At 73.5% G+C, this 13,584-nt stretch carries 9 protein-coding genes; 6 read left to right on the top strand and 3 right to left on the bottom strand.

Features of this window, described 5'->3' with window-relative positions; genetic code table 11:
- Positions 1 to 72: 72 nt before the first annotated feature.
- From AB0O36_RS04495 to AB0O36_RS04485, 3 genes are all read right to left on the bottom strand, one after another.
- A complete protein-coding gene (locus AB0O36_RS04495; RefSeq protein WP_365103911.1) occupies positions 73 to 2,895 on the bottom strand; it encodes a SpoIIE family protein phosphatase in 2,823 nt (940 codons plus the stop codon).
- Positions 2,896 to 2,976: 81 nt separating this feature from the next.
- Entirely contained in the window at positions 2,977 to 4,050 is a 1,074-nt protein-coding gene (locus AB0O36_RS04490; protein WP_365103908.1) for a DUF1152 domain-containing protein, read from the bottom strand.
- Positions 4,047 to 5,495, bottom strand: a complete 1,449-nt coding sequence (locus AB0O36_RS04485) for a radical SAM protein (RefSeq protein ID WP_365103905.1) — start codon at positions 5,493 to 5,495, stop codon at positions 4,047 to 4,049. Before AB0O36_RS04485 ends, AB0O36_RS04490 begins: the two co-directional genes overlap by 4 nt.
- Before the next feature lie 204 nt (positions 5,496 to 5,699).
- Here AB0O36_RS04485 and AB0O36_RS04480 point away from each other — a divergent pair, with 204 nt between their 5' ends.
- The 6 genes from AB0O36_RS04480 (at position 5,700) to AB0O36_RS04455 (ending at position 13,572) form a co-directional block, all read left to right on the top strand.
- Positions 5,700 to 6,953 carry an ATP-grasp domain-containing protein gene (locus AB0O36_RS04480; RefSeq protein ID WP_365103902.1) on the top strand — a complete coding sequence of 418 codons (1,254 nt, stop codon included), beginning with the start codon at positions 5,700 to 5,702 and terminating at the stop codon, positions 6,951 to 6,953.
- Between the two features lie 5 nt (positions 6,954 to 6,958).
- A complete protein-coding gene (locus AB0O36_RS04475; protein ID WP_365103900.1) occupies positions 6,959 to 8,206 on the top strand; it encodes an ATP-grasp domain-containing protein in 1,248 nt (415 codons plus the stop codon).
- 2 nt (positions 8,207 to 8,208) lie between these two features.
- Positions 8,209 to 9,465, top strand: a complete 1,257-nt coding sequence (locus AB0O36_RS04470) for an MFS transporter (RefSeq protein WP_365103898.1) — start codon at positions 8,209 to 8,211, stop codon at positions 9,463 to 9,465.
- Positions 9,462 to 10,496, top strand: a complete 1,035-nt coding sequence (locus AB0O36_RS04465; protein WP_365103895.1) for a peptidogalycan biosysnthesis protein — start codon at positions 9,462 to 9,464, stop codon at positions 10,494 to 10,496. The genes AB0O36_RS04470 and AB0O36_RS04465 overlap by 4 nt, the downstream gene beginning before the upstream one ends.
- A gap of 98 nt (positions 10,497 to 10,594) precedes the next feature.
- Positions 10,595 to 11,230 carry a carbonic anhydrase gene (locus AB0O36_RS04460; protein WP_365103893.1) on the top strand — a complete coding sequence of 212 codons (636 nt, stop codon included), beginning with the start codon at positions 10,595 to 10,597 and terminating at the stop codon, positions 11,228 to 11,230.
- Between the two features lie 863 nt (positions 11,231 to 12,093).
- On the top strand, positions 12,094 to 13,572 hold the full coding sequence (locus AB0O36_RS04455; RefSeq protein WP_365103890.1) for a nucleobase:cation symporter-2 family protein: 1,479 nt from the start codon (positions 12,094 to 12,096) through the stop codon (positions 13,570 to 13,572).
- Positions 13,573 to 13,584 lie beyond the last annotated feature (12 nt).

Raw genomic sequence — 13,584 nt, 5'->3', positions numbered from 1 at the left:
TCGAGACCAGCGTACGTTCGCGGGCCCCGGCAGCGCAGTCCCAGCAGCCGGTGTCCGCCGTGCTCCCGACTGTCAGAGGGGGTCCTCGTCCCAGCCGGCCAGCAGGGCCTCCTCCGAGTCCGCCGCGGACGGGGCGGACCCGTCCTGGAGGGCCTGCTCGGTCCAGATGATCTTTCCGCGGGGGGTGTAGCGGGTGCCCCAGCGCCTGGCGTACTGCGAGACCAGGAACAGGCCGCGGCCGCCCTCGTCGGTGTCCTCGGCCCGGCGCATGTGCGGGGAGGTGCTGGACCCGTCCGAGACCTCGCAGATCAGGCCCCGGTCGTGGAGCAGCCGCACCCGGATGGGCTCGGCCCCGTAGCGGATGGCGTTGGTGATCAGCTCGCTGAGGATGAGCTCCGTGGTGAAGGCGATCTCCTCCAGGCCCCACTCCGCCAGCCGCCGGGCGCAGGCGTTGCGCACCGGGGACACCGCCGCCGGGTCGGGACGCACGTCCCACTCGGCGATCCGCTCCGGGTCCAGCCGGCGGGTACGGGCCACCAGCAGCGCGATGTCGTCGGTGGGCCGGGCGGGCAGCATCGCGTCGACCACGGAGGCGCAGACCTCCTCCGGGGTGCGGCCGGGCCCGGTCAGCGCGGCGCGCAGCGCCGCCAGGCCCGCGTCCGGATCCCGGTCGCGGCTCTCGATCAGGCCGTCGGTGAACAGCGCCAGCATCGAGCCCTCGGGCAGGACCAGCTCCGCGGTCTCCATGGGCAGACCCGCGCCCAGGCCCAGCGGCGGGGAGACCGGTACCTCCGGGAAGGACACGGTCCCGTCGGGGTGGGCCAGCGCCGGGCCCGGATGACCGGCGGACGCCGCCGTGGCCCGCCCCGAGACCGGGTCGTAGACGGCGCACAGGCAGGTGGCCCCGGTGATCCCCTGCCATTCCTGCTCGTCGGTGTCGATGTGGGCGACCAGCTCGTCCAGGTGGCTCAGGAGCTCGTCGGGGGGCAGGTCGAGGCTGGAGAAGTTGTACACGGCGGTGCGCAGCCGGCCCATGGTCGCGGCGGCGTGCAGGCCGTGGCCCACCACGTCGCCGACCACCAGGGCCACCCGGGTGCCGGACAGCGGGATCACGTCGAACCAGTCGCCGCCCACACCGGCCTGTGCGGCCAGGTAGCGGTGGGCGACGTCCACGGCGGACTGCTCCGGCACGGTCCGGGGCAGCAGGCTGCGCTGCAGGGTGACGGCCATGGTGTGCTCGCGGGTGTAGCGGCGGGCGTTGTCGACGGACAGGGCCGCCCGCGCGGTCAGCTCCTCGGCGAAGGACACGTCCTCCTCGTCGAACGGCGGGGACCCCTTCCCGCGCCAGTAGCCGGCCATCCCCAGGACCACGCCCCGGGCCCGCAGGGGCACGGCGATCAGGGAGTGGATGCCGCGCTCCAGGAGCAGCCGGGCGTTGGCCGGGTCCTGGTCCCGCCAGTGGCGGGTGACCCGCAGGTCCGCCTCCAGGACGGCGTGGCCGCCGGCCAGCCCGGCCGCCATGGGGCTGGTGGGCACGAACCGGATCAGCCGGCCGACCGGGTACAGCGGGTGCTGCCCCTCCAGGCCGACCAGGGCGGTGCGGCGCATCTCGGTGTTCTCCCCGGGCGGCTCCTCGCCGTGCAGCACCGGCTCCAGCAGGTCGACCGTCACCACGTCGGCGAACCGGGGGACCGCCACCTCCGCCAGTTCCTCCGCGGTGCGCTCCACGTTCAGCGTGGTGCCCACCCGTACGCCCGCGTCGTAGAGCAGGTTCAGGCGCTCGCGGGCCACCTCGGCCCGGCCGGACAGCGAACGGAGCTCGGTGGTGTCCCGCAGCGTGACGACCGTTCCGGCCTGTCCGTAGGGGGCGGTGGGCCGGATGTTCACCGCCAGCAGCCGGTCGGCCGCCACGTGCAGCCGGTCGGTGGCGGAGCGGCCCGACGCGATCGACTCGGCGAGACCCTCCTCCAGGCCGAGGTCCGCGATGCGCCGTCCCTCCGCGTCCGCCGGCAGGTCCAGCAATCGGCGCGCCTCGTCGTTGGCCAGCAGCAGCCGTCCGCGGTCACCGACGATCAGCACGCCCTCCCGGACCGCGTGCAGCACCGCGTCGTGGTGTTCGTACATCCGTGTCATCTCGGCCGGTCCCAGGCCGTGGGTCCGGCGCAGCAGCCGCCGGCTGACCAGGGCGGTCCCGCCCGCGGACAGGGCGAGTACGGCGGCCGCGCTGCCCAGGACCACCGGAAGCTGCCGGTTCACCATGCTCTGCACGTTCTGGACCGTGACCGGGGAGGAGACGACGGCGACGACCCGGCCGGAGGGGTCCTTGACGGGGACCACCGAGACCACGGACTGCCCCAGGGACCCCTCGAAGGTCTCGGTGAAGGACTTGCCGGCCGCCGCCCTGGAGAACGGGCCGACGACGTGCTTCCCGATCTGCCGGGGGTCGCTGTGGGTGAGGGTGAGCCCGTCGAGCGAGTACACGTTGATGCCGTCCACCCCGGCGATCTTCCGGGCCGCCTCGGCACTCGGCTGCAGGATCGCGCTGGGATGGTCGCTGCGCAGGGCCGCGACGATGCCCGGGGACTCGGCGAACGTCCCGGCGGCGGCGAGCGTGCGGTTGCGGGCGTCCAGCATGGCGGCGCTCCGGCCCTGCACCACCAGCGCCACCACCGCGGCGGCCACGAGCAGCACGACGACGGCCAGCTGCAGGAGGAACACCTCACCGGCCACGCTGCGCGCGCTCAGCAGGGAGGACAGGCGCTGCGGCCGCCGCGCCCCTTCCCCGGAGGGCGCGGCCCGCTTCCCGCGCTCCCGCCCGCGCCCCGGGCGGGGGCGGCGGGGCGGGGCGGAAGCGCTCGTGGTCGAGCGGAGCAGCCATCGCCGGAGGGTGCTCATAATTCATCTTCCAACCTCGGCGCTCCGTCGGCAGTGGGGGAGCGGAGGCGGGCGGCCGTGCCCGGCACACCGGTACGTCGGTCAGACGAGCCGGACCAGCGGGGTCCCGGTGCCGAGCACCTCCCGGAGGGCCGGGATGTCCGTCCAGGCGAGACCGAGGGTGCGCGCGGCGTACCGGAGGGTGACGTGGTCCGCCCCGTCGGCTGCTTCGCGGAGGGTCTTCAGGGCCACGTCCCGGTCGGGGACGGGGGCCCCGCCGGCGGGCGGGTCGTGCCGGGGTGCCGGGGTGCGTTCGTGCTCCAGGCCGTGGATGCCGGTGATCCGGTGGGACACGTCGGCCGCCTCCTGCAGGGTGGCCGGCCGCTCCTCGACGAGGGCCCGCGCCACCGGGTTGTGCGCGATCGCCTCCTCCAGCGGCAGGTGGTAGAGCCGGGCGGAGACGTCGGTGAGGTGCAGGGTGTCGTTGACGGCGCGGACGGTGCCGCGCGCGCCGTGGACGGCGGCCGCCCACAGGGCGGACGCCTCGGAGGGGTGCCAGGCCAGCGCCCCGGCGGCCGCCGAGGCGGCGGCGGTGCCCGGGGTGAGGGGGTGGCATCCGTCCAGGCGTCCGAGGAGGGTCCGCTCGTCGATCTCGCCGTCGAGACCGGGTCCGGCCACGTAGACGGTGGTGGGGATGCCGGTGAGCCTGCAGGCGGCCAGGGTGAGGGCGTCGCCGAACGGGCTGCGCAGCGTGGGCTCGTCGCCGTGGGTGAGGACGTCCCCGCCGATGTCGACGATGCGGATCCGGCCGCCCGCCGCCCGCGCCGTGGCGGCGATCTGCCGGGCCAGCGAGGACAGGCCACCGGAGGGGTCGAGCAGCAGCAGCCGGGCGGGCAGGTCCCGGGCGAGGCCGGGCATGGTGGATCCGGCCGGCGGCCGGGCCCGGGTGCCGGCCGTGAAGGCCGCCGCCGCACCGCTCTCCCCGCCGCCGGGTCCGCGGTCGAGGCCGTCGAAGTCCCCCTCCCCGAGCGGCCTGGGGGTCGGGTCGACCTCGGGACGCTCCCACGCGTAGGTGGCGATCAGCGCCGGGGCCGGGTCGACGGTGACGGTGCGGGCGGCGATCAGCGTGCCGATCGGGTCGCCACCGCCGCCCGCCGCGACGTACAGGTCGGTCACGCGGCTCCCTCGCGCAGGTCGATGCCGGTGATGCGGACCGGGGTCGCCCCCATGTTCTTGCGGGCGCGGGCGTTCGCCGCGTGGAGGTTCTCGTAGTACTCCCGGTCGAGTTCCTTCACGGACGCGGAGTAGAACATCCAGGAGAGGACGTCGCGGTACTTGAAGCCCTTGGGGGTGAGCTGGACCCGTCGGCCGATGCGGTGGAGGAGCCCGTTGGACTCGGCCGCGTCGAGGACGGGTTCGAACTCCGCGGCGTGCTTCTGGTAGCCGAAGCGGTCGAGTTCGGAGAGGTCGAGGTCGAAGGTGTCCAGGACGAGGCGCTTGCGGACGATCTCCTCGCCGGTCAGCTCGATGCCGGTGACCGGGGTGATCTCGTGGTTCCTGGCCTTCTTGATGTAATCGGCTACCTCGGCCGTCGAGGGCTTCACGCTGCCGGTCATGTAGTCGAGCACGCTGGTGTACGAGCGGGCGCCGACGCCGAGTCCGAGCAGCGGGACGCCGTGGAAGGTGAGCACCTTCTGGGCGTAGCCGCCGCGGCCGGGCTTCTTGTAGCGGACGGAGCCCTCCTGGACGTAGCCGTGGTCGAGGAAGACCTGGCGGGCGTAGTCGTAGCGGTCGTACAGCTCGGGCTGCCACATGTACTGGTAGGCGCCGGTCTTGGAGAACCAGGCGTCCGGCCGCACGGTCAGGAAGTAGGTGCTGATGGTGGTGGGCTTGAGCTTGGCCAGCTCGTCCACGCTGTGGCGCCAGGTCTCGGGGGTCTGTCCGGCGAAGCCCATGATCAGGTCGGTGGACAGGTCCGGCAGGCCGAGCTCGTGCGCGGTGTGGATCGCGCGGCGGATGACGTCCTCGTCCTCGCCGCCGCGGCCGGCCTCGCGGATCTCGCGCGGCACCAGGGACTGGATGCCGACGTTGGCGCGGGTCAGGCCCATGTCGATGAGGGCCTTGAACTCGTCGGGGGCGTCGGCGATGGAGGACGGGGTGGCCTCGACGGCGACCTCCTCCACCGTGGAGCGCCAGTTGGGGTAGACCGCGCCGAGGGTGGAGAAGATCTGCTCGAAGTGGCGGGGCTTGAGCAGGGCCGGGGTGCCGCCGCCGATGTAGATCGTCCGCAGGCGCCGGGCCTGGATGATCTCGGCGTGGTCCCGGATCTGCGTACAGAGCGCGTCGGTGTAGGCGTCGAAGACCTCCTCGTCGGTGCTGATGATCGTGTACAGGTTGCAGAAGCCGCACTTGCGGTCGCAGAAGGGCACGTGCAGGTACAGGTTGAGCTCGGGCACCTGGTAGTTGGCCAGGTCCATGGCCCACACCTCCGGGATGCTCCACTTGCCCTCGGCGAGCGGGCGGTACGTGGAGCGCGGCGGGTAGGAGTACTGGTAGGGCGGGATGACGCCCTGCTCGATGTGGTCGGCGAGCTGCTGGTGGAGGCTGGTCACGATGCTCATTCCCGTTCGTCTGGCGGGTGTTGACGTGGCGTGCCGATCCGACCACGGGAGGGTTGTGCGTCTCCATGGGCTATGTGCACCAAATGACCTTGCTCTACTGGCGAGTTGGCTGTGCTTTGATCCAAATGCCCGCGTTGTGAGACGAGTTATTTTCGTCGGTCAGGCCCATAGCCGCCGCTCCCACCTCGCGGTTTTGCTGGGGGAATGACAATCGGTGCGGGCCCGGGCGGGCCGCGAGTGCTGGTGATCGAGCCGATGGGGAACGCGGGACGCTTCCTCGTCGAGGCCGCCGAACGGCTGGGGCTGCGCCTGTACGCGGCCACGCACAAGGACGTCCACGAGGGCTACCCGGACCGGCTGAGAGCGGCCCTCGCGGGCGTGTGCGCGACGGACCTCGCGAACGCCCCGCGGGCCCTGGACGACATGGCGGCCTTCTGCCGGCAGCACGCCATCGAGGGTGTCGTCGGCTGCTTCGAGCTCTTCACCCCGCTGGCCGCGCACCTCGCCGCACGGGTCGGCCTCCCCGGCAACGACCCCCGGCTCGCGCAGGCGGCCAGGAACAAGATCCTCATGGGCGAGGCGTTCGCCGCGGCCGGGATCCCCGCCCCCCGCTGGACGGTCGTACGCGACGGGGCCGAGGCGCACCGGGCGGTGCGGGAGGCCGGGTGGGACTGGCCGCTGGTGGTGAAGCCCGCGGAGCAGGGCGGTTCGTGGGGCGTGTCCGTGGTGGACGGCCCGGACGGGCTCGGCCCCGCCGTCGCCGCGGCCCGGCAGTACACGTACGCCCGGCCGCACGGTCTGGAACTCGACGCGCGCGCCCTGGTACAGGAATACATCGCCGGGGAGGAGTACTCCTGCGACACCGTCGTCGCCGACGGGGTGGCCTACCCGCTGCCGGTCGTCCGCAAGGACACCACCGCGGGCCGGTACCGCATCGAGACCGGACACACCTGCCCCTCCGGCCTGCCCGAGCCGCTCGCCGCCAAGGTGCGGCACACCGCGGCGCGGGCCGCGCTCGCCGTCGGCGTACGCAACGGGATCGCGCACACGGAGGTGAAGATCCCCCCGGGGACGGACACGCCGTATGTGATCGAGACCGGTGCCCGCCTGCCCGGGGACAACCTGTGCGAGGTGGTCGAGGCCGCCACCGGCGTGAGCGAGGCCGTGGCCTGCCTCCAGGCCGTGCTCGGCAGGGTCCCCGACACCGTCGCCACCCGCACCGGCGCGGCTTCGATCCGGTTCCTGCTGCCCGAACGCGGCGGGGTGCTGCGGGAGGTGTCCATCCCGCAAACACCCGGCACGCACGGCGAGTTGCACCTCCGGCCCGGGGAGACCGTACCGGAACCGGCGGATTCGGCCTGCCGGATCGGCCATGTGGTGGCCCGCGCGGAAACGGCCGAGCAGGCACGCGCCCTGGCGGGCCGGGTGGCCGCCGGGTCCCGAGTGGAAGTGGGCTGAAAGCAGTGCGGAAGATTGCGTTCCTGCGGTCGGCCCAGATCCGGCGCGCCGACCCCTACATCCAGCAGGCCGTACGCGGGCTGGCGGCCGAGGGGATCGAGGCCGGGCTGTTCCACACCAGCGGCGCCGGCGACGAGGACTTCCCCGGCCACCGGGTACGGCTCGACCGGGCGGTGACACCGCGGGAACTGGCCGACGCGGTGACCGCCTGGGGCGCGGACGCGGCGGTCTCGATCTCCCTGCCGTGCCACAACGCCCTGCGCGATGCCGCCGCCAAGGCCTTCCTGGAGGCCGAGGGCATCCCGACGGTGATGACGCCGCTCGCCTCGACGCTGCGGCTGGTGGACAAGTGGGAGACCAAGCAGCTGTGCCGGCAGGCCGGGCTGGACGTGCCGGACGGGTTCCGCGCCGACTCCGACCTCCTGGCGGGGCGCGGCCTGCAGGCACCCGGCTACCTGGACGCGCTGCGCGTCCAGGCCGAACGGACCGGCTACCCGCTGATGTCGAAACCCGTGTGGGACTCGGCCAGCACGGGCATCCACACCCTGCGCTCCCGCGCCGACCTCGACGCCCACCTGGCGTCCCCGCCGGAGGTCTCGACGGTGCTGGAGGAGGTCGTCGAAGGAGACCTCTGCAGCGTGGACATCGTGGGACGCCCCGGCTCCTACCAGGTGCTGCCCCTGTGCTGGACCGGACGGGCCGGCGCGGAGCCGGTGTTCACCTTCGCCGACCTGCGCTGGTGCGGGCCCCGCGAGGAGGCCGACACGGCCTTCGCCGAGGTCGCCCGCACCCTGGTCATGCTGTGCGGGGACCTGGGGGTGTGCGGGTCGGTCAACGTCGACATGGTCTACACCGGCGGCCGGTTCGTGGTCCTGGAGGTCAACCCGCGCATCGGCGGTGCCACCAGCCTCTCCTGCGCCGCGTCGGGCACCAACACCTTCACCTCCCTCGCCCGGATGGCGCGCGGCCTGCAGCTGCCCCGCGGCATGGTGCGGCGGACCGGGTGGGCGATCGAGTTCCTCACCGAGGGCGGCATCCCGGCACCGGTGGTGACCGCGCTCAGGGAACGCGTCACGGTGGTCACCTCGCACACGCTGGTCATGGACGGCACCTCCCGCGGAGACATCACCGTCCTCACCCTCGCCGAGGGCGAGGAGGCCCGGACCGTGCGGTCCCTGACCGAACTGCACCACGAGACCGGCTTCCCCGCGGCCGGGGTCCTCGGCAAGATCCGTTCCCTGCTGGGCTCCTGAGCGTGGCCACGGACACCCGCCGGCCCCGCCCCCGGACCGCGGAGCGCCTCGGCCTGCCCGCGCTCCGCGGCCACGGCCTCTTCATCACCGGGAACCTGATCGACTCCGTCGGCAACGGCATGCTCCTGCCGCTGGGGCTGCTGTACTTCACCGAGGTGAAGGGCCTGCCGACGGCAGCCGTGGGCGTGGCGATGACCGTGGGGCAGGCCATCGCCCTGCCGGTCACCTTCCTCGCCGGCCGCCTCATGGACCGGTTCGGGCCCAAACCCGTGGTGGTGTGGGCGAATGTCCTCTCCGCCGCCGGGTTCGTCCTGTTCCTGCTCGTGGGCGAGCTGTGGCACGTCGCAGCCGCCCACGTGCTCGTACAGGCCGGCATCAACATGTACTTCACCGCGCAGCGCACCCTGATCACGCACGTCACCGAACCCGGTCAGCGCCGTACGTGGTTCGCGTTCACCGGCTCGCTGCGCAACGTCGGCCTCGCCGCGGGGGCCGCCGCCGCGGCGGGCGCCCTGACGGTGTTCGGCAAGGGCTCGCTGGGCTGGCTGATCGCCGTCGACGCCGCGACCTACCTGCTGGCCGCCGGCTGTTTCGCCGCGATCACCACCACCCCGCCGCAACCGGAGGGCGGGGGAGCACCACCGGACGCCCGGGGGGCCCGGGCCGACGACACCCGCCGCTACCTGCTGCTCGTGGCCGTGAACGTCCCCTACGTGCTCGCCCAGGCGATGCTCTCCGTACTCGTCGCCCTGTACACCATCCGGGTCCTGGACATGCCCGCGTCGGCGGCGAGCGTGCTGTTCGTCATCAACACCGTCATCGTCTCCGGCTGCTCGACGGTGGTCACCGCGCACCTGGCGCCGAAGGTGCCCCGCCGCGCCGTGGCGGCCGGCTACCTGGTCATGGCGGCGGGGATGAGCGCCTTCGCGCTGCCCGCGCTCCCCTCCCTCGCCGCCGCGGCCTGGGCGGCCCTCGTCCTCGCCATCGTGCTGTTCAGCGTGGCGGAGATCCTCCTCGGCCCGGCGCTGAGCGAACTCTCCGTGAGCCTCACCCCCGACGCGGCCGGCGGGTTCACCCAGGGCCTGTACCAGTTCTCCTGGGCCATCGGGATGGTCGCCGCTCCCGCCCTGTTCACCCTGCTGCTGGAAGGCGGCGCCCTCCTGCCGTGGGGCGTCGAAGCCGCAGCCTGCCTGATCGCCGTGTTCGCCGCGCCCGCCCTGCGGACGCCCGACAGCCGCAGCCGAAGGAAACCGAGTTGATCACGAGCACCGTCGAGTCCGTACGCGCCGTTCCCGAAGCCGCGTGGGAGCGCCTCGCCCGCCCGGCCGGCCTCTACCTCTCCCACCGGTGGCTCGCCGGCCAGGAGGAAGACCCCACCGCCCGGTGCACGTACGCCCTGGTGTGCGACCCCGGCGGCGAGCTGCTTGCCGCCGCACCCCTCCACCTGGTGCGGGAGGAACCCAACGACGCCTACGACCCCGCCGGCGTACTCCCCGTGCACCAGCGCCCCCGGGTGATCGCCGGGGCGCGCCGCGGCTACCACAATGCCCCCCTCACCGCCCCCGGCCTGGACGCCGTACGGCGGGACGCCTGCCTGGTCCTCCTGCGGGACGCCGCACGGGACCTCGCCGACCGGAACGGCACGACGCACTGGTGGCCCTACCTCACGGCCCCCGCCACCGCCCTGCTCGCCCCCCTGTACCCCGAGGGCCCCGCCCACCTGGAGGACGACGCCGTCATCCCCCTCCCCGGCGCCGGCATCGAGGACTGGATCGCCTCCCTGCCCTCACAGCGCCGCGTCGGCATCCGCCGCGAGCGCCGCACCTTCGCCGCCGCCGGCCTCGACGTCCGCCACCAGGTGCTCGCGGACTGCTTCCGGGACGCCGGAGCGCTGCTCGCCGGACACCAGCAGCACCACGGGCACGACCGGGACGGCACCGACGCGATGACCGGCCTGCTGGAGCGGCAGGCGGCCGCGATGGGCGACGAGGCCCGGGTGGTCGCCGCCTACGACGGGAAGCGGATGGCCGGCTTCTGCCTCTACTACCACTACGGGACCACCACCTGGATCCGCGCGGTCGCCGTCGACCGGTGGCATCCGGCGCCCCACCTGTACTTCAACCTCATGTACTACCTGCCCGCCGAAGCCGGATACGCCCACGGCACGACCGCCCTGCACGCCGGCATGACGGCGATCGAGGCCAAGGCGCGCCGCGGCGCCGTGGTCTCGGGCCTGTACGCGCTCGTCGACCGGCCCGGCACGGGCCCGGAACCCTCGGGGCGCGGCTGACCGCCGGGTCACGGGCCCCGCGCGGGCGGGCCCGGCCGGCACCCACCTTCGGCTGCCCCCGTGCGGTGACCGCCCCGCGGGGGCCGTAGCCTGCGGTCATGAGCCACGCACCCTCCCCGACCCCGTCCGAAGCACTCGAACTGCTGCTGTCCGGCAACCGGCGGTTCACCGCGGGTACGCCCGAGCACCCCAACCAGGACGCGGCGCGCCGCGCCGAGACGGCACCCGCCCAGCGGCCGTTCGCGGTGCTGTTCGGTTGCTCGGACTCCCGCCTCGCCGCCGAGATCATCTTCGACCGGGGCCTGGGCGACCTGTTCGTGGTGCGCACCGCGGGCCATGTGGCGGGGGCGGAGGTGCTCGGCAGCATCGAGTACGCCGTCAGCGTGCTGGACTGCCCGCTGGTCGTCGTACTGGGCCACGACACGTGCGGGGCGGTCGCCGCGACCCGCACCGCGCTGACCGACGGTGTGAACGTCACCGGGTACGTACGCGACGTCATCGAGCGCGTCACGCCCAGCGTGCTGGCCGCCCGGGCCGCCGGGCTCACCGAGGAGGACGACATCATCGCCGAGCACATACGGCAGACCGTCGACCTGCTCCTCGACCGCTCGCGGGTGCTCGCCGACCAGGTGGCCGCCGGCCGGACCGCCGTGGTGGGCCTGTCCTACCGGCTGGCGGACGGCAGCGCCCGCCTGGTCACCACGCACGGCCTGCCGACCGGCGTCACGCGCTGACCCGTTCGGCCGGGTCGTGGCCCGGCGACCGGGCGTAGGGGGCTTGGGGGCGGCGTGGACCGGGGCGGGCGCGGGGGCGCATGAGGATCCTTCCGGTGGCCGCCCGGCCCGGAGGGCCGGGGTCGGGCGGATCGGGCGGGACGGTGGGGCGGGGCGAGTCGGGTGGTGCAGGGGAGCGCGGTACGGGCGGACGGGCCCGCACCGCTGACATCCGGGATCCGTCCGCGGGCGGCGCAGGGTAGGCCGCGACCGCGGGGGTTCCGTGATGTGGAAAGAAACTTCCGCTGTGGACTGCGCTCGGACTCTAGGAAGCCCCTCCTCGGTACGTCAACTCCCACAAGCGGAAGTCCGTAAATTCGCCAAATTTTTGGCTGAACGTACGAAGGTGATCGCCTGGTGCATCGCACGGCCCGGTGCATCACACGGGAAGGGGCGAGGCGTGCGGGCCACCGCGACCGATGGCCGGCCCCGCCCTTCCTCGCGCCCAACCAACCGCAGTTGGCGGGTTCTTGACACGGACGTGAAACCGTGAGGAACTGACCCGGCCCGGTGATACCGGTGCCGCGCTTCCGTCACGTGGACTGAACGGCGAGCGGCTCCGGCACGACGGCCCCGCGCGGGGGACACGATCCCCCGTCCCGGCCCTCCGTCGCCGCCGCCCGTGCTCGTCACACCTCCCGCTCGCGCCGGACTCCCGGCGATCCGCGCCCTGTCGGGCCGCCCTTCCGGGCGGCATCCGGCACCCGCGCACCCCTGCACCACTTCAACGGTTCGATCCGGCTCGATGCCCGCCGGCGCCGCCGCGTGCCCCCGTACGCCCCGCCGGGTCCCCGACCACGTTCAGTCCAGGAGACGCCACACCCATGTCCGAGCCCCAAGGCCCCGAGCAGACCCCGCGCCCGCCGGCGCCGACGTCGACGTCCACCGCCGAGCCGAACCCGGCCGCCGCCGAGCCGAACCCGGCCGCCGCCGCGCCGGACGCGGCCGGGGACGCCGGCAAGCACCCGGTCGACCAGACCCTCCCGCCGGGCAGGCTGATCGGCGCCGGCCTGCAGCACGTGGCCGCCATGTACGCGGGCGTCGTCGCCCCGCCCCTGGTCGTCGGCATCGGCGTGGGCCTGTCCACCGGCGAGATCGCGTTCCTGATGAGCGCGAGCCTGTTCACCTCCGGCATCGCCACCCTGCTGCAGACCCTCGGCTTCTGGAAGGTCGGCGCCAGGCTCCCCTTCATCAACGGCGTCTCGTTCGCCGGCGTCGCCCCGATGCTCGCGATCGCGAAGGCGGAGGGGCCCGACGACGCCCTTCCGGTCATCTACGGCGCCGTCATCGTGGCCGGGATCTTCGGCTTCCTCCTCGCGCCCTGGTTCTGCAAGCTCATCCGCTTCTTCCCGCCGGTCGTCACCGGAACGGTCATCACCCTCATCGGCGTGTCCCTCCTGCCGGTCGCCTTCAACTGGTCCCAGGGCGGCAACCGGCAGGCCGCCGACTACGGAAGCCTGGCCAACATCGGCCTGGCCGGGGCGAGTCTGCTGATCACGGTGGTGCTCCGCCGGGTGCTGAGCGGGTTCCTCAAGCAGATAGCGATCCTGCTCGGCCTCGCCGCCGGCACCCTGATCGCCGTACTGGTCGGCAAGGCCGACTTCAGCGGTGTCACCGACGCCGACGTGATCGGCTTCCCCACCCCGTTCCACTTCGGCGCCCCGCAGTTCGCCGCGGCAGCGATCATTTCCATGTGCGTCGTCATGCTGGTGTCGATGACCGAGTCCACGGCCGACGTCCTCGCCCTGGGCGAGATCGTCGAGCGCCCGGCGGACGAGGAGACCCTCGCCGCGGCCCTGCGCGCGGACGCCCTCGGCACCGCCGTCAGCCCCTTCTTCAACGGGTTCGCGGCCAGCGCCTTCGCCCAGAACGTCGGCCTGGTCGCCATCACCAAGGTGCGCAGCCGCTTCGTCGTGGCGGCGGCCGGCGGCATCCTGATCCTGCTCGGACTCTGTCCCATGCTCGCCTCGCTGGTCGCGCTCATCCCGCAGCCCGTCCTCGGAGGCGTCGGCATCGCCCTGTTCGGCACGGTCGCCGCCAGCGGTATCCAGACCCTCGTCGGGGCGTCGCTCGAACGCGGGGACAACGTCCTGATCGTGGCGATCTCGCTCGGCGTCGGCATCATCCCGATGGCGGCCCCGAACTTCTACCACGCCTTCCCGGAGAGCGCCCGGATCGTCCTCGACTCCGGCATCAGCACCGGCTGTGTGGTCGCCGTCCTGCTCAACCTCGCCTTCAACCACCTGGGCCGCCGGCCGGAGTCCCAGCCGGACCCGGCCGCCGTGCCGCACGCGGTCCACTGACCGTCCACTGAC

Source organism: Streptomyces sp. NPDC089799, assembly GCF_040684755.1.
Lineage (GTDB): Bacteria > Actinomycetota > Actinomycetes > Streptomycetales > Streptomycetaceae > Streptomyces.
The sequence above is the reverse complement of the archived record's forward strand: the minus strand, read 5'-3'. Positions and strand labels throughout refer to the sequence as shown.

Excerpts from the sequence above, each read along its gene's own strand:
- AB0O36_RS04495 (WP_365103911.1), bottom strand. The coding sequence starts at position 2,895 with ATGAGCACCCTCCGGCGATGGCTGCTCCGCTCGACCACGAGCGCTTCC.
- AB0O36_RS04485 (WP_365103905.1), bottom strand. The coding sequence starts at position 5,495 with ATGAGCATCGTGACCAGCCTCCACCAGCAGCTCGCCGACCACATCGAG.
- AB0O36_RS04480 (WP_365103902.1), top strand. The coding sequence starts at position 5,700 with ATGACAATCGGTGCGGGCCCGGGCGGGCCGCGAGTGCTGGTGATCGAG.
- AB0O36_RS04460 (WP_365103893.1), top strand. The coding sequence starts at position 10,595 with ATGAGCCACGCACCCTCCCCGACCCCGTCCGAAGCACTCGAACTGCTG.
- AB0O36_RS04455 (WP_365103890.1), top strand. The coding sequence starts at position 12,094 with ATGTCCGAGCCCCAAGGCCCCGAGCAGACCCCGCGCCCGCCGGCGCCG.